This is a genomic window from Komagataeibacter saccharivorans (genome assembly GCF_003207825.1).
Lineage (GTDB): Bacteria > Pseudomonadota > Alphaproteobacteria > Acetobacterales > Acetobacteraceae > Komagataeibacter > Komagataeibacter saccharivorans.
Genome location: NZ_NKTY01000003.1, coordinates 173,973 through 199,659 on the forward strand (window position 1 = coordinate 173,973; position 25,687 = coordinate 199,659).

The 25,687-nt window shown below is 65.6% G+C and carries 24 protein-coding genes; 12 read left to right on the forward strand and 12 right to left on the reverse strand.

Translation table 11 applies throughout. From position 1 onward, the window contains the following. Positions 1 to 41: 41 nt before the first annotated feature. The 6 genes from CFR79_RS03685 to CFR79_RS03710 form a co-directional block, all read right to left on the reverse strand. Positions 42 to 1,139: a glycosyltransferase family 4 protein gene (locus tag CFR79_RS03685; protein ID WP_110546956.1), complete on the reverse strand. Its 1,098-nt coding sequence runs from the start codon at positions 1,137 to 1,139 to the stop codon at positions 42 to 44. 13 nt (positions 1,140 to 1,152) lie between these two features. After that, on the reverse strand, positions 1,153 to 1,821 hold the full coding sequence (locus tag CFR79_RS03690; protein ID WP_102324739.1) for a glutathione S-transferase family protein: 669 nt from the start codon (positions 1,819 to 1,821) through the stop codon (positions 1,153 to 1,155). Then, a complete protein-coding gene (gene mnmA, locus CFR79_RS03695) occupies positions 1,818 to 2,912 on the reverse strand; it encodes a tRNA 2-thiouridine(34) synthase MnmA (RefSeq protein ID WP_102324740.1) in 1,095 nt (364 codons plus the stop codon). The genes CFR79_RS03690 and mnmA overlap by 4 nt, the downstream gene beginning before the upstream one ends. A gap of 128 nt (positions 2,913 to 3,040) precedes the next feature. Continuing rightward, positions 3,041 to 3,355 carry a ferredoxin family 2Fe-2S iron-sulfur cluster binding protein gene (locus CFR79_RS03700; RefSeq protein WP_102324741.1) on the reverse strand — a complete coding sequence of 105 codons (315 nt, stop codon included), beginning with the start codon at positions 3,353 to 3,355 and terminating at the stop codon, positions 3,041 to 3,043. A 29-nt stretch (positions 3,356 to 3,384) separates the two neighbouring features. Beyond that, on the reverse strand, positions 3,385 to 4,566 hold the full coding sequence (locus CFR79_RS03705; protein WP_110546957.1) for a cysteine desulfurase family protein: 1,182 nt from the start codon (positions 4,564 to 4,566) through the stop codon (positions 3,385 to 3,387). Beyond that, a complete protein-coding gene (locus CFR79_RS03710; RefSeq protein WP_110546958.1) occupies positions 4,563 to 5,696 on the reverse strand; it encodes a cysteine desulfurase family protein in 1,134 nt (377 codons plus the stop codon). Before CFR79_RS03710 ends, CFR79_RS03705 begins: the two co-directional genes overlap by 4 nt. 575 nt (positions 5,697 to 6,271) lie before the next feature. On the opposite strand from CFR79_RS03710, the gene CFR79_RS03715 reads away from it, so the two are divergent. The 3 genes from CFR79_RS03715 to CFR79_RS03725 all read left to right on the forward strand — a co-directional run bounded on the left by CFR79_RS03715 (position 6,272) and on the right by CFR79_RS03725 (position 8,812). Further along, positions 6,272 to 6,937, forward strand: a complete 666-nt coding sequence (locus CFR79_RS03715; RefSeq protein WP_102324744.1) for an alpha/beta hydrolase — start codon at positions 6,272 to 6,274, stop codon at positions 6,935 to 6,937. Between the two features lie 111 nt (positions 6,938 to 7,048). Beyond that, positions 7,049 to 8,293 carry a tyrosine--tRNA ligase gene (tyrS, locus tag CFR79_RS03720; RefSeq protein WP_110546992.1) on the forward strand — a complete coding sequence of 415 codons (1,245 nt, stop codon included), beginning with the start codon at positions 7,049 to 7,051 and terminating at the stop codon, positions 8,291 to 8,293. Positions 8,294 to 8,305: 12 nt separating this feature from the next. Beyond that, positions 8,306 to 8,812, forward strand: coding sequence for a DUF4186 domain-containing protein (locus CFR79_RS03725; RefSeq protein WP_110546959.1), 507 nt, complete (start codon positions 8,306 to 8,308; stop codon positions 8,810 to 8,812). On the opposite strand, the gene CFR79_RS03730 is transcribed toward CFR79_RS03725, so the two are convergent. After that, positions 8,739 to 9,104, reverse strand: a complete 366-nt coding sequence (locus tag CFR79_RS03730; protein WP_110546960.1) for a Rieske (2Fe-2S) protein — start codon at positions 9,102 to 9,104, stop codon at positions 8,739 to 8,741. The two genes, CFR79_RS03725 and CFR79_RS03730, sit on opposite strands and share 74 nt — an antisense overlap. Positions 9,105 to 9,217: 113 nt before the next feature. Between CFR79_RS03730 and CFR79_RS03735 the strand changes: the two genes are divergently transcribed. Together CFR79_RS03735 and CFR79_RS03740 are read left to right on the forward strand one after the other, a co-directional pair. Continuing rightward, positions 9,218 to 10,465, forward strand: a complete 1,248-nt coding sequence (locus CFR79_RS03735) for an aminopeptidase (protein ID WP_110546961.1) — start codon at positions 9,218 to 9,220, stop codon at positions 10,463 to 10,465. Continuing rightward, positions 10,462 to 10,998 carry a hypothetical protein gene (locus tag CFR79_RS03740; protein WP_102324748.1) on the forward strand — a complete coding sequence of 179 codons (537 nt, stop codon included), beginning with the start codon at positions 10,462 to 10,464 and terminating at the stop codon, positions 10,996 to 10,998. The genes CFR79_RS03735 and CFR79_RS03740 overlap by 4 nt, the downstream gene beginning before the upstream one ends. Before the next feature lie 99 nt (positions 10,999 to 11,097). On the opposite strand, the gene CFR79_RS03745 is transcribed toward CFR79_RS03740, so the two are convergent. The 4 genes from CFR79_RS03745 to CFR79_RS03760 form a co-directional block, all read right to left on the reverse strand. Then, a complete protein-coding gene (locus CFR79_RS03745; RefSeq protein WP_110546962.1) occupies positions 11,098 to 12,213 on the reverse strand; it encodes a glycosyltransferase family 4 protein in 1,116 nt (371 codons plus the stop codon). Next, positions 12,210 to 13,916, reverse strand: a complete 1,707-nt coding sequence (locus tag CFR79_RS03750) for a heparinase II/III family protein (protein WP_110546963.1) — start codon at positions 13,914 to 13,916, stop codon at positions 12,210 to 12,212. The genes CFR79_RS03745 and CFR79_RS03750 overlap by 4 nt, the downstream gene beginning before the upstream one ends. Before the next feature lie 41 nt (positions 13,917 to 13,957). Further along, positions 13,958 to 14,635, reverse strand: coding sequence for a ribulose-phosphate 3-epimerase (gene rpe / locus CFR79_RS03755; protein ID WP_110546964.1), 678 nt, complete (start codon positions 14,633 to 14,635; stop codon positions 13,958 to 13,960). A 65-nt stretch (positions 14,636 to 14,700) separates the two neighbouring features. Continuing rightward, entirely contained in the window at positions 14,701 to 16,035 is a 1,335-nt protein-coding gene (locus CFR79_RS03760) for an RsmB/NOP family class I SAM-dependent RNA methyltransferase (protein ID WP_110546965.1), read from the reverse strand. A gap of 83 nt (positions 16,036 to 16,118) precedes the next feature. Between CFR79_RS03760 and CFR79_RS03765 the strand changes: the two genes are divergently transcribed. From CFR79_RS03765 to CFR79_RS03790, 6 genes are all read left to right on the forward strand, one after another. Continuing rightward, positions 16,119 to 16,805, forward strand: a complete 687-nt coding sequence (locus tag CFR79_RS03765) for a YggS family pyridoxal phosphate-dependent enzyme (RefSeq protein WP_110546966.1) — start codon at positions 16,119 to 16,121, stop codon at positions 16,803 to 16,805. A gap of 124 nt (positions 16,806 to 16,929) precedes the next feature. Then, positions 16,930 to 18,930 carry a potassium transporter Kup gene (locus tag CFR79_RS03770; RefSeq protein WP_102324754.1) on the forward strand — a complete coding sequence of 667 codons (2,001 nt, stop codon included), beginning with the start codon at positions 16,930 to 16,932 and terminating at the stop codon, positions 18,928 to 18,930. A gap of 5 nt (positions 18,931 to 18,935) precedes the next feature. Next, complete coding sequence (gene hemW, locus CFR79_RS03775; RefSeq protein ID WP_181417345.1) at positions 18,936 to 20,123, forward strand: radical SAM family heme chaperone HemW; 1,188 nt, start codon at positions 18,936 to 18,938, stop codon at positions 20,121 to 20,123. A 52-nt stretch (positions 20,124 to 20,175) separates the two neighbouring features. Then, entirely contained in the window at positions 20,176 to 21,297 is a 1,122-nt protein-coding gene (locus CFR79_RS03780) for a nucleoside hydrolase (RefSeq protein WP_408884557.1), read from the forward strand. Between the two features lie 19 nt (positions 21,298 to 21,316). Next, a complete protein-coding gene (locus tag CFR79_RS03785) occupies positions 21,317 to 21,760 on the forward strand; it encodes a DUF1489 family protein (protein ID WP_110546969.1) in 444 nt (147 codons plus the stop codon). Positions 21,761 to 21,807: 47 nt separating this feature from the next. Further along, positions 21,808 to 22,848 carry a transglycosylase SLT domain-containing protein gene (locus tag CFR79_RS03790; RefSeq protein WP_102324861.1) on the forward strand — a complete coding sequence of 347 codons (1,041 nt, stop codon included), beginning with the start codon at positions 21,808 to 21,810 and terminating at the stop codon, positions 22,846 to 22,848. A gap of 14 nt (positions 22,849 to 22,862) precedes the next feature. On the opposite strand, the gene CFR79_RS03795 is transcribed toward CFR79_RS03790, so the two are convergent. Then, positions 22,863 to 24,812: a glycoside hydrolase family 3 protein gene (locus CFR79_RS03795; RefSeq protein ID WP_258373411.1), complete on the reverse strand. Its 1,950-nt coding sequence runs from the start codon at positions 24,810 to 24,812 to the stop codon at positions 22,863 to 22,865. A 297-nt stretch (positions 24,813 to 25,109) separates the two neighbouring features. Here CFR79_RS03795 and CFR79_RS03800 point away from each other — a divergent pair, with 297 nt between their 5' ends. Beyond that, positions 25,110 to 25,643 (forward strand): DUF3576 domain-containing protein, encoded by a 534-nt coding sequence (locus CFR79_RS03800; RefSeq protein WP_110546971.1) that lies wholly within the window; start codon positions 25,110 to 25,112, stop codon positions 25,641 to 25,643. Positions 25,644 to 25,687 lie beyond the last annotated feature (44 nt).

A 25,687-nucleotide genomic window follows, 5' to 3' on the forward strand; every position in this document is an offset into this window, starting at 1 on the left:
GCGTGTCCCATACCCGGCAGCGCATAAAAGCCAAAAACCCTTCATCCAGCCCCATGATGCAGGGCGGCAAGGCGGGCCGCCTGACGCAGGGCCACGGCGCGTTCGATGCTGAACCGCGCAGCCCTCGCACGCCCCCGCACGGCAAGGGCCTGGCGCGCAGGCAGGTCATCCATCAGGGATGCGATCGCCCGCGCAAGGCCGGCGGGCGGATCGGGTGCGCACAGGACACCGCCATCCCCCACCACTTCCGGCAGGCCGCCTGTGGGGGCCGCAACCAGCGCGGCGCCTGCGGCCATGGCCTCCAGCGCGGTGAGGCCAAACGGTTCGGGCCAGCGGCTGGGCACGACCACTATGGCAGCCTGCGCCATGGCGGACAGCACCGCCGCGTGGGGTCGATAGCCTGTCATTTCCACACCTGCCGCATCCGCGCGGGGCACAAGGTCAGTCAGGAACGGAGTGGCGGGAGCATCCACGCGGAAACGGTCGGCACCGATCATGTCAAAGCGCCAGCCCGGATGGGAGCGCCGCAATTCGGCGCAGGCGGCAACAAACAGGTCCGCCCCCTTGTCCGCCACGACACGCCCGGCAAACAGCACGCATTGCGCGCGCTCCGCCATGGGGGGCACCGTCGCGGGCAATGCCGCGCCATTGGGGGAAAGGAGAACCCGCGCCGCGTGGTGCGCTGGCACGCCATCGACAAACCGCCCGCGCAACCAGTCCGTAACACACGCCACCGTCATACGGCACAGCAGGTCGGCACGCAGGGCGGGCGTATCGGCCCCGCGCATGCCCTGCGGATCGTTATGCAAAACAAGCAGCACCCTGTGGCGGGGGCAATGTCGGGCGATGTAGCGGGCGATATCGGGGCGGTTATGGACTTCAATCACGTCCGTTCCCAGATCGCGCACCACGCGCGTTACCGCGGCGGCATAGCGCACACTACGCCCGCCCGGCGGCCACAGCCCGGGCCGCACAGGCCGGTAATCATGCCGCGGCAGGAGTGAGGCTGCGGTTAGCGGCGCGCCTACAACCACATCGCCGGGCACGGCCAGCGCCGCCACCTGCCCCCCGATGGCCCCGACCGCGCCCGCGCTGAATCCCTCCCGCGCGGGCAGGACAATGGCGGCGGGCCGGATCATGTCCCGATATGGATCAGGCAATGCCTTCAAAACGCGGCTGCCGCCATTCCTTGGGTTCCTGCGCCGCAAGCTGGTACCATTCATCAACCAGCGGATGCGCGCGGACGGCATCCATATACGCCCGCGATTCCGGCGACGGATTGACGCCATAGGACAGGAAACGCGAGACGATGGGCGCGAACATGGCATCGGCCATGCCCATCGTGCTGCCGAACAGGAAGGGACCGTCCTTGCCAAAATCCAGCCGGGATTCGGTCCAGATCGCGTCGATGCGCGAAATATCGGCATCGATATCCTGCGTGGTGCCTGCGGCAAGCGGCGTGCCGTCGCGGCCGGTATTCATCGGCATGGCGGCGCGCACGGCGCGGAACCCGGCATGCATTTCGGCTGCGATACTGCGGGCATAGGCACGCTGACGGGCATCGTCAGGCCACAGGCCCGGCGCCTGTTCGGCGCAGTATTCGCATATGGCAAGACTTTCCCACACCGCGATGCCCTTGTGTTCCAGATACGGCACCTTGCCGTTGGGGGAGATGGTGCGGATGGCGGCGGTCTCCCCATTATCGGCCAGGGGGATCATCTGTTCGCGCACATCCAGCCCGGCCAGACGCACCGCAAGCCAGCCCCGCAGCGACCAGGAGGAATACCGGCGTGTGCCTATGACCAGAATACCATCGCTCATGATGCCAATTTTCCTTCGCTTTCGTGACGGCGGATGAAACCACCGCCCAGAACCCTGCTGCCGTCATACATCACGCAGGCCTGACCGGGGGCGGGAACCGCACCTTCGTCCAGTTCCACGCGCGCACCATTGCCTTCGGCCTGAAACACGGTGGCGGGGCGTGCGGCTTCGCGCGCACGGATCTGCACCGCGCACCGCATGCCTTCCGCCCCCGGCGGGGTCACCAGCCAGTTCATGTCGCGCAGCATGAGCGTGCGGGCGACGGCCTGCGCGCGCGGGCCGATCACCACGCGCCGCGTCGCGGGCTGGATGCCCACCACCATCTGGCGTTCGCCTTCGCGCATCGCCGCATTGCCCAGCCGCTTGCTCTGGCCCACGGTGTAGCGGGTCACACCTTCATGCTGGCCGACCACATGGCCGCTCTGGTCAACGATCTCACCGGCCCCGGTCACGTCCGGGCGCAGCTTTTCCACCAGCCCGGCATAGGAACCATCGGTAACAAAACACAGGTCCTGACTGTCTGGCTTGGCGGCGACGGCAAGCCCGAAACGTTCAGCTTCCGCGCGCACGGCAGCCTTGTCAGGCATGTCACCCAGCGGAAAGCGCAGGAAATCAAGCTGGTCGCGCGTGGTGGCGAACAGAAACCATGACTGGTCGCGCCCGGCGTCCACGGGGCGGTGCATCTCAACCCCGTCGGGGCCTTCCACGCGGCGGACGTAATGCCCGGTGGCCATGGCATCCACGCCAAGGTCGCGCGCCATGCCCAGCAGATCGGTAAACTTGACGCCCTGATTGCACGCAACGCAGGGAACCGGGGTTTCCCCCGCCGCATAGGCATCGGCGAAAGTGCCGATCACGCTGTCATGAAAACGGCGTTCGGCATCGATCACGTAATGGGGGATGCCCAGCCTGTCGGCCACGCGACGGGCATCGTGAATGTCGCGCCCGGCACAGCATGCGCCCTTCTTGCTGCTTTCGCGTGAATCGTAAAGCTGGAGCGTGGCGCCGATCACTTCATGCCCCTCGTCCACCAGACGTGCGGCAACGACAGAACTGTCCACCCCGCCAGACATGGCCACAAGAATGCGCATGGCTCGGTTCCACTTTCCCTAAATGCCAGCAATGCCCGCAGGACTATCAGCCCCCGGGCACCACAGGTCAAACATCATGTTTACGACAGGGCGCGGCCATCCGGGGCCGGCGCCTGCCTGTCCAGCCGTCAGGACGTGCGCGGCAGGCGCACGACCAGTCCATCAAGCGCTTCGGTCATCACGATCTGGCAGCCCAGACGGGATGTCTTTTCCAGACCGAATGCAAGGTCGAGCATGTCTTCCTCGTCCTCGGTCGGCGGGGTCAGCTTCGTGGCCCATTCCGGGTCCACCACCACGTGGCAGGTCGCGCAGGCCAGCGAGCCTTCGCATGCGCCTTCAAGGTCGACCCCGTTCTTATGGGCGATTTCCAGTACCGACAGACCCAGCGGGGCCGCGACTTCGCGGCGGGTGCCGTCACGCTCTATGAATACTATATGCGCCATCTTTCCATCCTGCCTGTATCATCCGCCCGTTACCGGGGCGAAGAACTGCCTGTCGCGCGGCACCGTGCCACAGCCTGGCACAGGATCTCCGCCGCGCGATCCACATCGGCGGGTGAGGTATAGCGTCCGACGGCCAGACGCAAGCCTTCCGCCGCCTGCGCCGCGTCCATATCCATCGCCGTCAGCACGTAGGACGGCACCACCTCCGCCGAGGAACAGGCCGAACCCGTGGACAGGCACAGTTCCGGCACCGCCGCCAGCAGGTCCACCGCCCGCACCCCTGAAAAGCGCAGGTTCAGGTTGCCCGCCAGCCGCCCGGACAGGGTGCCATGCACATGCACGTCCCCACACCCGGCCCGCAGCGCCGCCAGCAGCCGGTCACGCAGGCTGGCCATCATGACCCGTTCCTGCGCGCCTTCTTCCCGTGCGATGCGGCAGGCCGCGCCGAATCCGACCAGCAGTGGCGCGGGCAGCGTGCCCGAACGCAGCCCGCGCTCCTGCCCGCCACCGGAAAACAGCGGGGCCAGCCGCACGCGCGGCCTGCGGCGCACGAACAGCGCGCCCACCCCTTTCGGCCCATACAGCTTGTGCGCGGAAACGGAAGCCAGATCGATATCCCACGCCCGCACGTCCACATCCACCTTGCCCGCCGCCTGCGCCAGATCGCTGTGCAGCAGCGCGCCCGCCCCGCGCACCAGCGGCGCGAGGGCGGCGAGGTCGTGCAGCACGCCGGTTTCGTTATTCGCCGCCATGATGCTGACCAGCAGCGTGGGTACTTCCAGCGCACGGGCCAGCACTTCGGGGTTCAGCGTGCCATCGGGCCTGACGGGCAGGATCACCGGCTCGCACCCTTCGCGCGCAAGGTCGCGCACGGATTCCAGCACGCATTTATGTTCCGTCGCCACCGTGATGACGCGCCTGCGCGGATCGCCACGTTCCAGCAGGTGACGGACAGCCCCCTTGATGGCGAGGTTGTTGGCTTCGGTCGCGCCGGATGTGAACACGATTTCACGCGCTTCGGCACCCAGCAGTTGCGCCACTTCGCCACGCGCCTGTTCCACCGCATCATGGGCCGCGCGACCGGCGACGTGATCCAGACTGTGGGGATTGGCGAAGCTGTCGGTAAACCATGGCAGCATTTCAGCCACCACACGCGGATCACACGGTGTCGTGGCCTGATAATCCAGATAGATCAGGTCCTGCGCGTTCATGGCCTGCCCCCTGCCCGCGCGCCCAGCCGCAGTGCCATGGCGGTATAGGCGGCAATGAAACCATCGACTTCGGCCTGCGTGATCGACCATGGCAGGGAGACACGGATGGCGCAGCCCGCATCCTCTCCATAGCCCATGGCTTCAAGCACATGCGATCGCGCCACCTTGCCCGACGAGCATGCGGACCCGGCCGAGACACCATATCCCGCCATGTCCAGCGCGATGATCTGGGTCTGCGCACTGCATCCGGGCAGCAGCAGCGTGCCTGTATTGGCAAGGCGCGGCGCGCCTGCCCCGCATATCGTAGCCCCCGCGGCCACGGCAGCGGCATCAATCCGGTCACGCCATCTGCGGTGTCGGTCCGCCTGCGCCGCCATGCCCGCGCAGGCGATGCGGGCTGCGGCAGCCATGCCTGCAATGGCGGGCAGGCCCGGCGTACCGCCGCGCCGCCCCTGTTCCTGTCCCCCGCCCGCCAGCAGCGGCTGGACGCTGCGGAAGCGGTCGCCCGCCAGCAGCAGCGCGCCCGCGCCTTTGGGACCGCCAAATTTATGGCCTGAAATCGCGATGCTGTCCGCGTCCAGACCGTCCAGCGTGAATGCGATCCGCCCCGCCGCCTGCACCGCATCGACATGCACAAGCGCGCCATGGGCGTGACACAGCGCGGCGATTTCACGCACCGGATTGATGACGCCCGTTTCATTATTGGCCAGCATGACACAGACCAGCGCCGGATCATCCGCCGCCGCAAGCATCCGTTCCAGCGCAGTCATGTCCAGCACGCCGTCCGGGCGCACCGCAATGACACCGGCCACCCCCGCCGCGCGCACGGCGTCATGTTCCGTCGCCCCCGCCAGCACGCGCCGCCCGGCACCCAGCCCGGTAACCGCCAGCACGTTCGCCTCCGTCCCGCCCGATGTCAGGACGCAGTTTTCCGCCTGCACGCCAAACAGGGCGGCCAGCCCCTCGCGCGCGGTTTCAAGTTCCGCCCGCGCACCACGTCCCGCGCGATGCACGGATGACGGATTTCCCGCCACCTGCGCCGCCTGCATCATGGCCGCCAGCGCCTCTGGCCGGATGGGCTCGGACGCATTCGCGTCAAGGTAGGTAAAGCTATCGCGTGGGGTACTCATGCTGTCCGGCCATATGGGTTGCGCCAAGTCCTTTTGCGACAGGAATTACGATTTATCTGGCATTTTGTGAATCCACACCGCTATAAGGCAGCGCAACATAATATTTATTGCAACGTGTTATGGGGGATGGCCGCATCTTTTCATACCGCTGCCTCAATGTCGCCCGCCCGGCTGCCGGGCATGGCAAGGAGAGCGAACCAGCACGATACACCCCGCCCGGACGGCGCATAAAAGCCATTCTGCGGGCCGGGACACCAACAAACCCTGCACCATATCTGCCCCCCGCGCAGGGCACGCCTGCCGAAGATGCACTTTCATACAGTAGGTGGAATGCCCATTATCGGGTGGGTTGGTATACTTCCGGGCTGACAGTTCCAGACCGGGCAGTTTCTGTTTCCACCCAGTCAGAGCCGGATGAATACCGGGTACCATCCCGCCCCCGGCGCGGGAATGACGGGTAACAGCGTATTCTCTGCCTGCCGACCTGACGGGGCATCGCCGGTCAGCAGGCTGTAACAGTAACCTTCCCGATGCAATGCCTGAAATGCGTCGGGAAACGAAAATGCGGGATACCTATGCCTGAGGTCATGTTTGCCGGCCCTGATGGCCGTCTGGAAGGTCGATACCACCATTCAAGCGCGCCCAACGCGCCGCTTGCGCTGGTGCTGCATCCCCATCCGCTGCACGGCGGGACCATGAATAACCGCATCACCTACGCGATGTACCGCACGTTCGAGAAGATGGGCTTCTCCGTCATGCGCTACAACTCACGCGGGGTTGGCCGTTCACAGGGCCGCTATGATGGTGGCATCGGCGAGATTTCGGACGCCGCAGCAGCCCTTGACTGGATGCAGATGGTCAACCCGAACGCCAGCGGCCTGTGGATCGCGGGGTATTCGTTCGGGGCGTTCGTCGGCATGCAGCTTCTCATGCGCCGCCCGGAAATCACGGGCTGGATCAGCGTGGCGCCACCTGCCAACCATTATGATTTCGGCTTCCTTGCCCCGTGTCCCTGTGGCGGGCTCATGATCGCGGGGGAAAACGACGAACTCGTACCCGAACCCGCCGTGCGCAAGCTGGTGGACAAGCTGAACACCCAGAAGGGCGTGACCGTGGATTACCGCATTTTCAAGGGTGCGGACCATGTTTTCGCCAACCATGCCGATCAGGTGGCCGACGCGGTGGAAGACCATGTCAGCACCGTCATGAACCGCAAGGCGCTGGCGCTGGCCGCCGACTGATTCACCCACCCGGTGGGGCGGGCTGTTCCATGAAGTGCGGCGAACATGCTAGAGGCTGGTCCGCGCCGGGGCGGCCCGGCCAGCGATGCACATCTCAGCGCGGAACAGATCATGCCCAAGAGTGAATTCCTCCGGGAAGCCGAAGCACGCGGCTTCATATTCCAGTGCACCGACATGGAGGCGCTGGACGCCGCCATGCAGGCCGGTCCGGTAGCGGGCTATATCGGTTTCGACCCCACGGCGGACAGCCTGCATGTGGGCAGCCTTATCCAGATCATGATGCTGCGCCTGCTGCACCGCCATGGCCACCGCCCGGTGGCGCTGGCCGGTGGCGGCACGGCGCGGATTGGCGATCCCTCCTTCCGGGAAGAAGCGCGCAAGCTCATGACGGCGGAAACCATCGCCACCAACCTGCGTGGGGTGGAAGGCTGCCTGCGCCAGTTCCTGCCGCTTGGCACCGGTCCGAACGAACCGCTGCTGACCAATAATGCCGACTGGCTGGACCGGCTGTCCTACATCGACCTGCTGCGCGATGTGGGCATCCATTTTTCCGTCAACCGCATGCTGTCCTTCGACTCGGTCCGTTCGCGTCTTGACCGCGAACAGGGCCTGACCTTTCTGGAATTCAATTATTCCATTCTCCAGTCCTACGATTTCAAGGAACTGAACAGCCGTCATGGTGTGACGCTGCAGATGGGCGGATCGGACCAGTGGGGCAACATTGTGTCGGGCATCGATCTTGTCCGCAGGATGAATGGGGCACAGGTTTTCGGCCTGACAACGCCACTGCTGACCACAAGTTCCGGGGCCAAGATGGGCAAGACGGCGCAGGGTGCCGTCTGGCTTTCGGCCCACCGCCTGCCGGTATTCGATTACTGGCAGTTCTGGCGCAATGTGGAGGATGCGGATGTTGGCCGCTTCCTCAGGCTGTTCACCGACCTGCCGATCGACGAATGTGACCGCCTTGCCGCCCTTGGCGGGGCCGAAATCAATGAGGCGAAGAAGATCCTAGCCACCGAAGCCACGGCCCTGTGCCATGGCCGCGCCGCCGCCGAGGAAGCCGCCGAAGCCGCCCGCCGCACGTTTGAGGAAGGCAGCACGACCGCTGCCCTGCCCACGGTTACCATACCGTCCGCCCTGCTGACCGAAGGACTACCCGCCTTCCGCCTGTTCGTGGAAGCCGGTTTCGCCGCCAGCAACGGGGAAGCCCGCCGCCTGATCCGTGGTGGCGGCGCGCGCGTGAATGATGTGGTGGTGACGGATGAGGCGCAGGCCGTATCCGCTGCTGACCTGCATGATGGCGCCATCAAGCTCTCCTCAGGGCGCAAGCGGCACATTCTGGTCCGCCCGGCCTGAGGTAATACGGCCATGCCCCGCAGGCGCACAGGCAGGGATGCGGCAGCAACGCGGCAGGCCGACCTGTTCGCGCCTGCGCCGCCAGATCCGGTGGCACCGGAACAGGCCGCCCCGCCACGGGACCTGCCCGCCATACCGCCCGCCCTATGGGAACGGCTGGCCTATTCGCGCTTTCGCGCCCGGTTCCATCTGGGCGCAAGGGAACGCGCCTATCTGGACAGACATGGCCTGTCGGAAGTCATGACGCATGCTGCCCGGTTCCTTGCGACCCGTCTGGCCCCCGCCCATCCCGACAAGGATGGCAGGCAGACGCCCTGGCGCGGGCATCCGGTCTTCATCGCCCAGCATGCGACCGGCACATGCTGCCGGGGATGTGTCGCCAAATGGCACGCCATGCCGGCGGGCCAGCCGCTTGATGACGGGCAGCAGGCCTATCTGCTGGCCGTCATACAGGAATGGCTGCGCCGGGATGCTGCGGCACAGGATGCGGCAGACACACCCATATCCGATCGTCGCTGATCCAGCATTCATAAGATTGCGCCACGGGAGCCGCCACATCAGTACCCGGCGCATGGGCGGTGCCATCGGGCGCAAAGCCCCACATATGGGCCGGGCAGACAATGCGCCCATCCAGCACATAACCGGCGGACAGGCGGGCATTGCCATGCGGGCAGCGGTCATCCAGCACGGCGGGACGTTCACCCGCCATCCATACCACCAGCGCCCGCCCGGCACACAGCACGCGTTGCGGGGCCATGCGCGCATCCCCCACAGTACACAGCATGCGGGAACCCGGTAACGCCCGTTTCATTAATGCCTTACTCCCGCCCGGTTTGCGGATACCATCTTACGCGCGGTGGGCGTGTCGTCTATCCTGACAGCATTCCGCAGGCATCGCCCGCCATTTACAGGATTTGATGACGCATGGCTTTCTCCCCCCGGCATGAACAGCTTCTGGACCGCCTGGCCGAGGTCGCCGTCCGTACTGGCGTGAACATCGCGCACGGGCAGCAGCTTCTCATCACCGCCCCGCTTGACGCCGTGCCGCTGGTGCGCCGGATTACCGAACATGCCTACCGGGCGGGTGCATCGCTGGTGACACCATTCTATGCGGATGATGAGGCAACGCTCGCCCGTTTCCATTACGCCGCCGATGATACGCTGGATACCGCAGCCGACTGGCTGCACGAAGGCATGGCCAATGCCTATCGCAAGGGTGCGGCGCGCATGGCGATCACGGGCGGCAATCCCGTCCTTCTGGCCAATCAGGACCCCGAACGGGTATCGCGCGTGTCACGCGCGGCATCGCGCGCCGGTCGCCCGGCCATGGAACTGATCACCCGCTTTGCCGTCAACTGGAACATCGTGGCCTTCGCCACCCCCGCATGGGCAGCGCAGGTCTTCCCCGACCTGCCGCAGGATGAAGCGGTCAGCCGCCTGTGGGATGCGATCTTTCAGGCATCGCGCGTAACGGTGGATGACCCGGTGGCCGAATGGAAAGCCCATAACGCCTACCTGAACCGGCGCACGACATGGCTGAACCAGCGGCGCTTCGCGGCCCTGCATTTCACCGGACCGGGCACGGACCTGACCGTGGGGCTGGCGGATGGCCACGCCTGGGCAGGCGGCGCCGAACCCGCCGGGAACGGAATCGTGTGCAATCCCAACATCCCGACCGAGGAAGTGTTCACCACCCCGCATGCCCGCAAGGTCAGCGGGACGGTATGCGCGACCAAGCCGCTGTTCCATCAGGGCACGCTGATTGACAATATCGCCGTCCGTTTTGAGGAAGGCCGCATTGTCGAAGCCCGTGCCAGCAGCGGTCAGGCCGTTCTGGAACGCATCCTTGATACCGATGAGGGCGCGCGCAGGCTGGGTGAAGTGGCGCTGGTGCCCGCATCGTCCCCCATTTCCCAAAGCGGCATCCTGTTCCGCAATACGCTGTTTGACGAGAACGCGGCCAGCCATATCGCGCTGGGCCAGTCCTATGCCAAGTGCATGGTCGATGCGGACAGCCTGACCGAAGCCCATCTGGCGCAGCAGGGCGCCAATACCAGTTTCATCCATATTGACTGGATGATCGGGTCCAGCAAAATCAATGTCGACGCCATCAACCACGATGGCAGCCGCGAACCCCTGATGAGACAGGGCGAATGGAGCAACCAGCCATGACCTCTTCCTTCGTGCGCAAAGCGCTTCTGGCCACCGTGTGCGCCCTTGCCGTAGCCCACATGCCCGGCGGCATGCGCCCGGCAATGGCCCAGCAGCCCACACAGCAGCAGGAACTCACCCCCGAACAGCAGGCCGCCATCCAGCGCGACGTGCAGACCGTGGCGCAGTATCGCCTGCCGGATGATTTTTTCGCGCGCATGCTGCCGGTCATCCAGCAGATCAAGCTGGCCCATATCAATCCGCCGGAAACCCCCAGCATGACGCTGGAGGAAACCATCCAGCGTACCCAGTCCATGCCGCAGCTCCTGCCGATCCTGCAGCGCAACCGCATGTCCCCGCGTGAGTTCGTCATGAACATCACCACTTTCGGCATGACGCAGGCCGTGCTGCAGCATCCGCCGCAGGACAGCAAGGACATGCCGCCGCTCAACCCGCATAACATCACCCTGATCAAGACCCACCAGCCCGAAGTGCAGGCCCTGCTTCAGGCCATGGGCGGCGGTCAGGGCGGCCAGCAGGCCCCGGCGCGCTAGATAAAAGTTTGGGTGCCGTCTTTCAAAAAAGGCGGCATCTGCCGAAGCTTTTTGCAAAAAGCTTCACCAAAGCCTTCTTTATGGGGCGAAGGCTGCGGTTCAGGCCGCGCCCAGCAGGACCAGCGTACGGGCCATGACAGCCGCTTCGGTATAACGGGTCAGGGCGCGCGCCCTGCCCGCCTGCCCCATGCGCTGGCGTATTGCCCCGTCTTCCACCATCTGGCGCAGCGCCGTGGCCAGAAGCGGCACATTGGCCGGGGGCACGAGCGTGCCGGTTTCACCGGGGATCACCAGTTCACGCGGGCCGGAAATATCGCTGGCCACCACCGGCAGGCCACATAGCATTGCCTCGATCACGCTCATCGGCAGACCTTCAAAATGGCTGGGCAGCACAAAAATATCAGCCGCCGCCATGATGGTCGCCACGTCATCACGATACCCCAGACAGACAAGCCGCGTACCCAGCCTTGACCGGGCCTGCGCCAGAAGGGGTGTCATATCCGGCCCCCTGTCGCTGGGCAGGCGTTCCCCCACAATCCACAGTACCGCGTTATCCGGCAGATCCGTCATGGCCGCCAGCAGTTCCGGGTATCCTTTCCCCCGCACCAGCCTTGAAACGGCGAGGATGACAACCTGCCCTTCCCTTACACCAAACTGGTGACGCAGCATGGCACGGCGGTCGGGATCAGGGCGGAACAGGGCCGGATCGCGCCCGTTGCCCGTGGCGGTTGCAGCGGGGTGGATACCAAGCCGCCGGGCCTGCCGGGCATCCGCTTCCGATACGGTCATGTAGATGTCGCTCACCCGTCCGGCGAGCCATTCCAGCGCCAGCGCCAGCGCCCTGCGCGGCCATGGGCCGGGCTGGTTGAACAGGAAACCATGACCGGTATAGGCCACGCGCGGCACACCGCACCACCATGCGGCAAAACGCGCCAGCAGGCCGCTGATGGGCATGTGGGCATGCACCATGTCGGGTTTTTCAGCCCGGATCAGCCGCACCAGCGCCAGCCATGCCCGCCATTGCGCCACAGGCGAGAAAGTGCGGGACATGGGCACGGGCACCACCCGCAGCCCCTGTGCCCGCACGCTGTTTACAAGCGGCCCGTCGGCGCACACGCCAGCCACGTCATGCCCTTCGCGCCGCAGCGCCACCATCAGGGGAAAGAGAAACTGCCGCAGGGAGAAGTCAACATTCGTGACTTCAAGGATCTTCATGCCAGCAGCAGGATTTTTTCACGCTGGAGCGCCCAGCGCACCACCTGCCGCACCATGCCCGGCCTGCTGGCATCGGGCATATCCATATCATCATCCTGTGCCGGGGGCGCGGTATCGGCTTCTGCTTCGGCCTCCGCTTCCTCCCGCGCCTTCCTGGCGGCGGGATCGACCCGCACCACCAGTTGCAGGGAAGCGCGCGGGTTCTGCCCGCCGCAATACACGCTTTCCTCAATCCCGACCGTGCCGCCCGCCGCACGGAAGCGCCAGTGCTGCTCCCCCGCGCCCAGCAGGATGGAACCGTCACGCGCATCCACGGCGGTTACGGACGGATGCAGGTGCAGCCGCAGCACGAAGGCAACTTCACGCTCGCCTTCCACCGTTTCTTCCCCGCGCAGGACCTCACCATCCGCACCGAGATAGAGCCTGCGATAATACGTGGCCCCGGCGGAAGCATGATAGCCATCATGCGACAGGTCCAGCCAGTGCGCGCCTTCCGCCACCACATGTTCCACGCCGACATGCGGGGGCCTGCGCGCCACCGTGCCATCGGGTGCGAATTCGGAAGATGACATGTCCTCCACCACCACAACGGAATGGGCTGCCGTCTGCCGCAGGGCGTCCTTCCACGCGGGCAGCACGCCGCCCCCGCAATTGACGATCAGGCGCTGGCGCGCGCACGAAAACTCGAACGACAGCGTTCCGGCATGGGCATTGTGGTCGTAACCCGGCGGGGCAGGAATCCCGGCATCGACCAGCAGCAGCGAACGGGCCGCCTGCATGCGCACGAAACCGCCATCGGGCATGGTGTGGGCCACGACCCGCGTCCGCGTGGCCTGTGACAGCACCATTTCAATCAGTGCATTTGTGCGTTCATGGCTGCCATTGAACAGGGCAAGCCCGCCGTCCCCATGGCGCATGGCGCGCAGCACCGGGCTCATCCGGTCCAGCGCAAGGGCCACGGAATGCGGCAGCGCATGGCGCGCGGCCTGCATCATGGCCCGCATTTCCGCCAGTTCCCGCAGCGCGCGCAACTGCACTTCCGGACTACGTTCGATATGCCAGCCATCGGGCAGGATCTGGCTTTCCACCTCCGCATCGATATAGCGGCGGTAGCGGGTCAGGAAGCCGGTATATTCAGGCATGGCCACGGCAACCGCCAGCAATCCCTTAAGGGCGGTCAGGGACTGCCAGCCATGCCGTTCGGGCGGCATGATGGCTGCGATGGTGCGCCCTTCCACCAGCAGGCGGGCCATCAGCCGCTGACGGAAGGAATCACTGGCGGAAGCGGCAAAGAAATCATAATGCCCCAGCCACGCCGCCACCCGCGCGCCAATCACGCCACATTCCAGCGCAACAGGATCCTGGGAGGGATGATGCAGCCAGTCATCCACCAGCGCGCGCGCCTTCAGCCGCGCGGCATCCGTGCCCACCGCGCGCAGGTCGCGCAGCCAGCGGAACCCCAGCAGCCCCTCACGGAAAGCAGGTTCGAACTGTGGTGAATCCCACAGCCCCGGCCCGATGGGATGGGTATAGCCCGCCCATGTCAGGCTGCCGCGCGTAAGCTGTGCGCCCGCCACCGGATCGCCCGGCCACAGGTCGCGCATGCTGTGAACAGGGGCCGCAGGCAGGTTCCTGCCGCCACCGAACAGGGGCAGCCGCGCAAGCGACAGGCGCGCGCCACGCGTCATACGCTTCAACGTCATCGCCTACCTACCCCCGCGGAGCATCGTCGCGTGGCATGTCCTCACGCCGGGCTGTGCGCTCCGCCACGCAGGCCCTTTATCGCGGCGGCGTAATCATCCTGCCCGTAGACCGAGGTGCCCGCGATCAGCACATCGGCGCCCGCCGCCACCGCCAGCGGCGCGGTCTGGGCCGTGATGCCACCATCCACGCCGATGCGGATGTCACGGCCCGTCGCATCGGCCATGCGGCGCAGGGTTTCGATCTTGCGTAGCTGGCTGGTCAGGAATTTCTGGCCACCGAAGCCGGGGTTGACCGTCATCACAAGGATCATGTCCACCAGATCCAGCACTTCCCCCACCGCTTCGGGCGGGGTGGCGGGACAGATGGCCACGCCGGGCTTCACCCCATGGTCACGCACATGCTGGAGGGAGCGGTGCGTGTGCGGCCCCGCTTCGACATGCAGGTGGATATGGTCAGCGCCCGCCCTGGCGAAGGCTTCGATATACGGATCGACCGGCGCGATCATCAGATGCACGTCAAAAGGCAGCTTCGATCCGGAGCGCAGCGCCTTGATCAGTTGCGGCCCCATGGACAGGTTCGGCACGAAATGCCCGTCCATTACATCCAGATGCAGCCAGTCCGCCCCCGCTTTTTCAACAGCGGCGACTTCGTCCGCCATGCGGGAAAAATCAGCGGACAGGACGCTGGGTGCGATGAGGGGAGTTTTAAGAGCAGCCATGCCTGTTTTTTAACAGAAACCCATGACTGACGCCAAGCTTTCATCGCAGGCCCCTCCCCCTCGCATCAGGCACGGCGGAAGCGCGCGGCGAAGAAGCCGTCCATCCCGCCGCGTTCCCCCAGCATGCCCGGATGGGTGCGCAGCCAGCCTTCGGGCGTGCGGGCCTGCGGCAGGAAGGCCAGTTCCTCCTCCGTAAAGGGATCGGGAACCAGCCCCATGGCGGCTGCCGCGGCGGCGCGCTGTTCACCTTCCTCGGGCTGGAGGGAGCACACGGCATAGACCAGCCGCCCGCCGGGGCGCAGCATGTCGCGGGCAGCGGCCAGCAGGCGGTCCTGCCCCTGCGTCATGGTGGCGATGTCGCGCGGGCGCTTGATCCACATTGCATCGGGATGGCGGCGGATGGTGCCGGTCGCCGAACAGGGTGCATCCAGCAAAATGGCGTCCAGCGGCGCATCGGGCCGCCATTCAGCCGCATCCGCATGGACCACATGCACGTCATCCAGCCCCAGCCGGGCCAGATTCGCGCGCAGGCGCTCAAGGCGGCGTCCCTCACGTTCGATGGCGAAGACCTCCGCCCCGGCGCAGGCAAGCTGGGCGGTCTTGCCGCCGGGGGCCGCGCACAGATCGGCGACCCGTTCGCCCGGTCTGGCGGCAAGCAGGCGCGCGGGCAGGGTCGCCGCCATGTCCTGCACCCAGAAAGTCCCTTCGGCAAAGCCCGGCAGTTCGGCAACCTTCACCGCGCCCGCCGGAAACCGCACGCTGCCATTGGGCAGGACCTCGCCACCCGGTGGCGCTTCGCTGCCGGGACGGATGGTCAGATCAAGCGGGGGTTCATGACCCAGCGTGCTGGCAATGGGGCGCGCCATCCTGCCCCACGACTGCCACAGCCATGCGGGCACATCCAGCCGTGGCTGGTCCAGTCCCTCAAGCGCTTCCGCCCCACCGGCGGATACGCGGCGCAGCACCGCGTTCACCAGCCCGGCGAAAGGCACCAGCCCCCGCCTGCGCGCAAGGGCGACGGACGTGGCGACAGCAGCATGCGGCGGCGTATCGAGGAACAGGAGCTGCGTTACCCCGATCAGCAGGACCACGCGCACCGGTTCGGGCGGTTCACGCTTGAGGAAGGGGGCCAGAATTTCGTTCGCCGTGCCCATATGGCGCAGCACGGTCGCGGCCAGACGGTGGGCGGCGGCGCGGTCGCGCGGTTCCGCCGTGCGGGCGGCGACAGAATGTTCCAGCGATGTGTCGAGCATGCGCCGGTGGGCGATCACGCCTTCGACAATATCAAAGGCGATATCGCGCGTCGGGTCCGGGGCGACCTTGCCCCCCCGCCGGTCGGGGCGGCCCGAGGCAGGACGGCGGCCAGTGGGGCGGGAGGCGGGGGACGAGGGAGACTTCATGTAATCCTGACCTGAGAACGGTGGCGCATGGACGGCCGGACCGGGGACTTGACCGGGGAGGTATTCAGGCCAAGCCTAGAGCCATGTCAACATCCGCATCCATAGCAGATGCCCTGTCGGGCATCCGCACCCGTATCGCGGCCAGCGCGCGCGCCGCTGGCCGTGACCCTTCCAGCGTGGATCTGGTCGCCGTTTCCAAGTTCCATCCGCAGTCCAGCGTCATCGCGGCCCTTGAGGCCGGACAGCGCCTGTTCGGTGAAAACCGCGTGCAGGAAGCGGCCGCGAAATTTCCGGACCTGCGCGCCCGCTGGCCCGACCTGCGGCTGCACATCATCGGCGGCCTGCAGACCAACAAGGCGGCGGAAGCCGTACGGATCGCGGACATGATCGAAAGCCTCGACCGGCCTTCCCTGTCTGATGCGATCGCGCGCGGCGCGGATAAGGCGGGCAGGCTGCCGGGCCTGCTGGTACAGGTCAATACGGGCGACGAAACCCAGAAATCCGGCATAAGGCTGGAAGACGCCGACAGGTTCATTGAAGACAGCCTGACCCGCTTCGGCCCGTCGGTGCGGGGGCTTATGTGCATCCCCCCGCACGATCAGGACCCGACACCCCATTTCCGCCTGCTGGCCGACATGGCAACGCGCCACGGCCTGCCGGTCGTGTCCATGGGCATGTCAGCCGATTTCGAGCAGGCGATTGCCTGTGGCGCCACGCTGGTACGGGTGGGCAGCGCCATTTTCGGGACGCGGCCAGCCCACCCCTGTTAACGATGTGAATAGCACCTGCGTAGATACGGCCCTTGCTGTGCATGGGTCGAGACGGTAATGCGGGATTATCCGGTCGCGATCTGATGCCGGTTTTCTGTCTTTATTGCCGCGGAGCCGTCACGACATGACGCAACCCACGGGGCCTTCTGCCCCCGGATCATCAACGACGCCGGATGGCGGTGGCCACACCGCCGCCGCCGCGGACAAGAACCCCGCGCCGTCCAAGATTACCGAATACGGTGCCGACCAGCACGAACACGCCGCCAACCCGGTAGGCTTCGCCGCGCTGCTGGGGGTGCTGGGGGTGGTGTTCGGCGATATCGGCACAAGCCCGATTTACGCCCTGCGTTCGACCATCATGGTCGTATCGCAGCACCATAAGATCGAACCGTGGGAAGTGCTGGGCGTCCTCAGCCTTATCATCTGGTCGCTGTTCCTGATCGTGACGGTAAAATACGTCATCCTGATCATGCGCGCCGACCATAATGGTGAGGGCGGGATCATATCCCTCATGTCGCTGGCGCAACGCGTGGCCCCCAGCAACCGGCTGCGCATCGGCCTTGGCATGGTCGGAATCGCGGGGGCCTGCCTGTTCTTTGGCGATGGCATGATTACCCCCGCCATTTCGGTCCTGTCCGCGGTGGAAGGGCTGGAAGTCAGCTTTCCCGCCGCCCACGACCTTGTCATTCCCATCGCGCTGCTGGTGCTGGTCGGGCTGTTTTCCGTGCAGAGCTACGGCACGGGCAAGGTAGGGGCCATATTCGGGCCGATCATGCTGGTATGGTTCAGCCTGCTGGGCATACTGGGTGCGCTCCAGATCCTGCATCACCCCACGGTTCTGCTGGCCATATCGCCCACCTATGCGGTGCAGTTCATCGTCTATCACGGCTGGCTTTCGTTCATCGCGCTTGGCTCCGTCGTGCTGTCTGTCACGGGTGCGGAAGCGCTTTATGCCGATATGGGGCATTTCGGCCGCCAGCCCATCCGCTATGCGTGGCTGTTCTGCGTGCTGCCGTGCCTTGCGCTGAACTATCTGGGTCAGGGCGCGCTGATCATCACCAGCCCCGAGGCACTGGCCAATCCGTTCTTCCTGCTCGGTCCGCACTGGCTGCAGGTGCCGATGATCATCCTGTCCACCATGGCCACGGTCATCGCCAGCCAGGCGGGAATTTCGGGCGGCTTCTCCCTATGCCGCCAGATCATCCAGCTTGGCTACCTGCCGCGCATGCGCGTCACCCACACCAATGCGGAGGAAGAGGGCCAGATCTACCTGCCGGAATTCAACCGCTTCCTGATGGTCGGCGCGCTGCTGCTGGTGCTGAGCTTCCGCAGTTCGGAAGCCCTGGCCTCCGCCTACGGCATTGCGGTAACGGGCACGTTCATGTGTACCTGCGTGCTGGCGATGGTGGTGTTCCGCAGGCTGTACCACTGGTCGCGGCCTGCCGCGATTGCGACCTTTGGCGGCTTCTTCCTGCTTGATACGACGTTCTTCGCGTCCAATGCGCTCAAGATCCCGCAGGGTGGCTGGGTGCCTGTCCTGCTGGGCATTGTCCTGACACTCATGATGACGACATGGAAAAAAGGTCGCCAGCTCATCATGAACCGGCAGAAGCAGGACAGCATGCCGATGAACTCGTTCCTTGCGCGCCTGCCGCAGTCACGCATCATCCGCGTTCCGGGCACGGCCGTCTACATGACCGGCAACCCCGATTTCGTGCCTGCGTGCCTGCTGCACAACCTCAAGCACAACAAAGTGCTGCATGACCATGTGCTGTTCGTGACCGTGCAGACACTGGACCAGCCCGAAGCCGATCATGGCCACCGTGTCGCGCTGCAGGAACTTGCACCCGATATTTACCGGATCATCCTGCGTTACGGCTTCATGGAAATGCCAAACCTGCCCCGCGCGCTGGAAGACCTGAAGGCCAACGGCCTTGATTTCGACGCGTTGCAGGCATCGTATTTCACCAGCCGGGAACTGCTGGTGCGTTCGTCCGTGCCCAAGCTTTCGCGCTGGCGCATGTCGCTGTTCCTGTTCATGGCGCGCAATGCGACGCCGGCCACGGAATTCTTCCGCATCCCGCCGGACCGGGTGGTCGAACTGGGCGTGCGGCTGGGGATCTGATCCGCATGGATGGCCCGATGGGCAGGGAAGAACCGCTGGCGCTTTATGTGCACTGGCCGTTCTGCCTGTCCAAATGTCCCTACTGTGATTTCAACAGCCATGTGCGCGCGGAAATCCCGCGCGCACGCTTTGGCAATGCCCTGCGGCGCGAACTGGCGCATGAAGCAGGCCGGATGGGGGAACGGGCGGAACGCCCGGTGGTCAGTTCCATCTTCTTCGGCGGGGGCACGCCATCCCTCATGGCGCCGGAGACGGTCGCCGGACTGATCGAGGATACACGCACGCTGTTCGGCATGACGGACGACGTGGAAATCACGCTCGAAGCCAATCCGACCAGCGTGGAAACCGGGCTGCTGCGCGCCTTCCGCGATGCGGGGGTCAACCGCATTTCCATGGGTATCCAGAGCCTTGAACCCGAAGCCCTGCGCTTTCTGGGCCGTGAACACGATGCGCCACAGGCCATCGCGGCGCTGGAAACCGCGCGCGCCCTGTTCAGCCGCATTTCCTTCGACCTGATCTATGCCCGCCCGGGGCAGGATGCGCGGGCATGGCGGCGGGAACTGGATGCAGCACTGGCGCTGGTGTCGGATCACCTGTCGCTGTACCAGTTGACGATCGAACCCGGCACCCGTTTTGAAAGCCTGTTCCGTCAGGGCCGGTTCCACCTGCCCGATGATGATGACGCCGCGGCCCTGTATGAACTGACGGCGGACGTTGCGGCGACGCACGGGCTGCGGGGCTACGAAATCTCGAACTACGCCCGTCCGGGGGCTGAAAGCCGCCATAACCTTACATACTGGCGTTATGGCGACTATCTGGGCATCGGCCCCGGCGCGCACGGGCGGCTGACGCGCAATGGCGCGACCTTCGCCACGCGCCGCCACCGCGCGCCCGAACCATGGGCCGAACGGGTGGAGCGCACCGGTACCGGTGCCCACCCCGAGGAACGGCTGGATAACCGCGACCGCGCGCGGGAAATGCTGCTTATGGGCCTGCGGCTGGCCGAAGGCATTTCCACCACGCGTTTTCGCCGCCGTACCGGCATGACCGTGCCCGACGCAACCGATCCCGACATACTGCACGCAGCAATCGGGGAAGAATATCTGGTCCATGATCAGGCCACCGGCATACTGCGCGCGACGGCTGCGGGCCGCCTGCGGCTGGAAAGCCTGCTTGCCGCGCTGGTGCTTTAGGAATTTAGGCAATACGATGGCGGATGCGCATCCACGGCAAGGAGTTCACCGCGTGCTTTCTTCCATCCTGTCGCTTCCCGCCCGGCTGGCTACCTGCGCCGCAGCCCTGACCCTTATGGCCTCCACCGCTTTCGCGGCTCCCGCGCCCGCATCCGACGGGCCCGAACTGGTGATCGAGGATAATGATTTCCTTGGCCCCGGTGGGTCGGACCAGCTTTCCACCATTCCGCTCCTGTTCAACCCGCATGTGCGCGTGCTGGGCTTTACGGTCGTATCGGGCGATGGATGGGAAAACGCGGAATCCGCCCATCTGCGCCGCCTGCTGGAAATCGTGGGCCGGACCGATGTGCCGGTGGCCGATGGCGCGGTCTACCCGCTGGTCAACACGCGCGCGGCGATGCGGGTGCATGAACAGCAGTTCGGCGCCATACCGTGGAAAGGCGCATGGGGTGGCCTTGGTTCCATAGACAAGGCGCCTGACGTGCAGCCCGCCATTCCCGCCATGAAGGAAGGAGCGCCGCATCTTGCCCCCGTGGCGCAGAGTGCGGCGCAGTTCCTGATCGAACAGGTGCATGCCCACCCGCATGAAGTGACCATCATTGCCGCGGGTCCGCTGACCAATCTGGCGCTTGCCATACGCCAGGACCCGACTTTCGCCGCCACGGCGAAGCAGCTTATTTTCATGGGCGGCATGCTGGATACGAGCATGATGTCCATTACCGGCAATGCGGACTTTGCTTCCGATTTCAATATGATCTTCGACCCCGAAGCCGCGCACATCACGCTGACCGCGCCATGGAAAGCGATTACGGGTGTCGGCAGCGTTTCGAACGATCTCATGCTGTCGCGCGCATATCTGGACCGGATCACCAGCAAAAAGACACCGCTTACCGCCTATATCGGCCGTTACTACGACCCGCTGCCCCTGTGGGATGAACTGACCACCGCCATCGCGACCGATCCCACGCTGATCACCTCCGCTGTGGATGCGCGCATGGATATCGACACCAGCCGTGGCCCGCATTACGGCCATGCCTTTGTCGTGCCGGACGCACTGGCCCCGCATGACAGCCCCATGCGTCCGGTCCATATCGTGCGCACGGTGGACAGCGACCGGTTCCGGGAAATGTTCCTCCGTCAGGCGCAGACGGACCTGCCCGCCCACGCACAGTAAGGACGGGGAAGCGCATCGCATGCTGCACATGGTCAAACTGGCGGTTGGTATCCAGTCGATCGAGGATCTGGCCCGCCGCCAGTCCCACCAGACACCGCCGGTCGATGACCTTGACGGCACGGATGCCACGGGCATGCCGTGGTTCCGCACCCGCATGTATCCACGAAGGGCGGCGGAAATTGTCGATGGCGGGTCCATCTACCGCGTGATCGCGGGCCGTATCCTGTGTCGGCAGCGCATTACCGCAATCCGTCCCGACACGCGCGATGATGGCGCATCCTGCGCGCTGGTGGTGATGGACCCCGAAATCATCCCGGTCTCGCCCCGCGCCATGCGTCCGTTCCAGGGCTGGCGTTACCTCCGCCCCGAGGACGCGCCACCCGACCTGACCGCCAATGGCCATACCGGCGACGTGCTGCCCGAAGCCTTACGCAACGAACTGGCTGAACTGTGTCTGATCTGATCGCGCCACCACGACCTGCCTTGCTTCCTGCCCCGACACTGCGCGGCCTGACACGCCTGCTGCTGCTGGGCATGGCGGGGCTCGGCCTTGCCGGGTGCGCCAGTTCCGGCGGTTCGCGCTACGGCAACTATTACGAAGGCAAGGCCGCCTACCGCCCCCCCGGTCCCCCATCAGACCCGTGGCAGCCCTATATCAATGATGCGTCGAACCGCTTTTCGGTGCCGCCGGAATGGATACGCGCCGTTATCCAGAAGGAATCGGGAGGCCATGAATATATCGATGGCCACCTGACCCGTTCGGCCAGCGGGGCAATCGGCCTCATGCAGCTCATGCCGCCCACCTATGCCGACATGCAGCGCCGCAATCACCTTGGCTCCGACCCGTATGACCCGCACAACAACATTCTGGCGGGAACGGCCTATATCCGCATCCTTTACGGCCTGTATGGCGCGCCGGGGTTCCTTGCGGCCTATAACGCGGGCACGGAACGACTGAACGACTATCTGGAAAACGGCCGTCCGCTGCCAAGCCAGACGGTGCGCTACCTGCGGATCATCACACCCAACCTTGGCACGCAGGTCGCCCTGAGTGGCCCGCTGGCGGTCTACGGCGCGCCGTCGCAGCCGGTAAGCGCCAACCCGCCCCCGCTGGGCAGGGGCAACACGGTCCAGCCGGACCATACCTATATCCAGTACGCAACACTTAACCCGCCCGCCCCCGTGCAGCACCGCACCGCCTGTGTGCAGGACGCAAATCTTGCGTACCAGCCCGGCACGGCCAACTGCCGCACCGACACCCGCGCCGCCGCACCGCCCGCGACCAGCACGGGCGTGGATTACGGGACATGGATGGTGCAGGTCGGCGCCTTCTCGGCGGAGGGACAGGCCCGCTTCGCCACCACCATGGCGCGGCAGGGCGATTTTGCGCAGCTACAGGGCGCGCGCAGCATGGTCATACCGGTCAACAGGCCGGCTGGCGTGATCTATCGCGCCCGTCTGGCCGGTCTGTCACAGGTGGCGGCGGTATCGGCATGCGCCACGCTTAAAAATCAGGGGCTGCCCTGTTCCGTCATCAGGCCGGGACAGTAGGGCGGCCCATAGCCTTATTCCGCCGCAACACCCGGCAGGGGCGCGTTTTCCAGCGCGCCCGGCACATGCAGCGCGGGCAGGTGAAGGGTGACATGGCGCAGCAGCATGACGGATGAGAAGCCGAGCGAAAGCGTGTAGTCCCCCGCCGCCACATTCCAGTTCCCGCTCCCCTGCTCCCATTGCCCGAGTAGTCGCAGGCTGACGGGCACGCCCAGCCGCACCGTATGCCCCGGCGCAACCATGATACTGCGCCACCCCGCAAGCCGCCGCGACGCACCGGCCATGTCAGGCGGCATTTCCGCATAAAGCTGCGGCGTCGCCCTTACCGGCCCGTCCCCGGGGTTGGTCAGGGAAAAGCTGGCGAGCAGATGATTGCCCTCACGGGTTACATGCAGATCGCCCAGCGTGAGGTGACTACGCGTGGACAGGCCATAGCCGAAGGGAAACAGCGGCACGATATGCGCAGATGCGAAGGCCCGGTAATCCGCATCAGCCATGCCCGGCGGGTAGAACCCGCCGGTCAGGGTTACGGGCAGATGACCGGAAAAATCCTGCTGTCCAGACAGAAGGGCGGCAAGGGCCTGGGCATATTCATCGCGCCATGCCCAGGCCTGCACCACGCTGTCCACCATATCCAGCCATGGCATCTGCCGGTCCGGGTCATCGGCAGTCAGGACCACCGCGACATGACCGCCAAGATCGGCCAGTGTGGTAATCAGCCTGTTATCGTCATTACTGCCGGTCAGCATCAGTATCCGCGCGGCCTGTGTCGCGGCGGGCGGCGGGGATGCACCCGGGCCATCGGGCACGGTGGCGGTGGTAACAGTCAGTCCCGCATGACGCAGGGCCGCCGCCAGCAGATCACCGGCAGGACGCATGGCATTACGTGTCAGCAGCAGCACCGGGCCAAGGGCCGGATCGAAAGGCAGGACCCGGTTCTCGTTCTGGAGCAGGACGGCACCCTCCATCTCCACATCGCTCACCAGCGTATCGTTAGTCCCCGGCGGCGTTGACGCATTGCGCGTGCTGGCGAATGGCGGGGGATGGTCAAGGCTGCCCGCCATGTAAAAGGACGCCAGAATATGGGTCGCCATGGCCTGTACCTGCGCGGACTTTATATTACCGGCCTGCACCGCCTGCCGCAGGACTGCGCCGAACACATCATGCCCGTCTTCACCGGCCGCGACCTGTTCCATATCGACCCCGGCCGCGACGGCGGCAATTGCGGGGTCCGCGTCATCTTCCTTCATGGAACGGCCTGCCCCACCGGGCGGGGCGATGACCATGCCGGGGAAGCGCCATGCGTCATGCACCATGGCGCCCAGATCGGTCACGGTCGGGCATGGGGCCATGCCACCGCATAATATGGCCCCGCCATGGGCGATCTCCAGCGCCATGGCCACCCCCAGCAGGCTATGGGACGCAAGCCGGGCGGCGGGAACAGGCTGCGCGCGCGCGGGCACGGTGCCATCGGCACGTGCCTGTTCCTCCGCCACGACCGAACCGAATACCGGCAGCACATGCCCCGCCAGCAGGCCCGCGCCGATCACCCCCGCCATCGTGCCGGACAGGACTTCATCCTCACCAGCCTGAAGCCGGCCTGAGGGCAGCAGGTCCACCCCGCCCACGCGCACGACCGCACGGCCATGCTGCCATTCAGCCCGTGCCCGTGCCGTTCCCGCGCGATGTGCAAGATCAGGGTCCCATGTCGCGGCCAGGGCCAGCCACGGCAGCATCGGGCTGGCATTGCCCGCACCCGACTGCATGGGTGCGGAAAAATCCGGCATGCGCAGGACGGGCAGACCCAGACGGGGCACGCCGGGCCATGCCAGCAGCCCGCTGCCGCCCGCACCCGTCGGACGCGCCTGCACCACCGCCTGCTGTTCGGCAGGCTGCATGCGCGCGGCCATCTCCGCGGCATGCACGGCGCCCTGACCATTTCCTACACCTGCATGGGCTAACATTGGGGTTCCGGCCCCCAGCAGGCTCACCGCGCACAGCATGGCTGCACGCCATCTGGCTGAATGTTTCATCCTGTCCCGTTACTGTTGAAAAATCCCCTTATTTTTGCGCCTTAATGCCCCGGTTGTCACGCAACGCAAGGTAAAATGGCCATGCGACTTGGCGGGACAGGCGGGGCAGGATATGAAGAACAGACAATGCGACAGGCCAGAACGCATCCCGCCCGGTATCGCCAGCGGGGCAGGCGCATGGCCGGATTACCACATGCGGGGGCCATCCCCGGCGTCCACAGAGGCATCATGACCCTTCGCCCGTCCTATCCCGCCCCCTCCGCCACGCATGCGGGCCGCCGCATGCTACCCCGCGCGGCCCTGCCCGCCCTTCTGGCGACCGCCGTGCTGGCGGGCTGCGGCAGCGCACCGCAACATGACAAAAGCGGGCTGGCCATACCGCAGAATCGCCTGCTGAAGGAAGATCGCGGCGCCAATGGCGGCTCCACCCCGCTGGAGAATGACGGGGTCAACGCCTTCCTGTGGCGCGGGGCGCTGGATACGCTGTCCTTCATGCCGTTCTCGTCAGCCGATGCGGTGGCGGGCGTGATCCTGACGGACTGGTACACCCCGCCTGCGACCAAGGACGAACGCTTCAAGATCACCTGCTTCATCCTGTCGCGCAGCCTGCGTTCGGATGCGCTGCGGGTATCGGTTTTCCGTCAGGTTTATGAAAACAGCCAGTGGGTCGATACCCCCGTTGCGGCCAATACCGTATCCGACATCACCGCCCGCATCCTGACCCGCGCGCGCCAGCTCCGCACCGATAGCGGACAGCACTGATCCTCTGGCGCCGCCACTTCCTTTTTCCCGCCGGGTAGCCCACC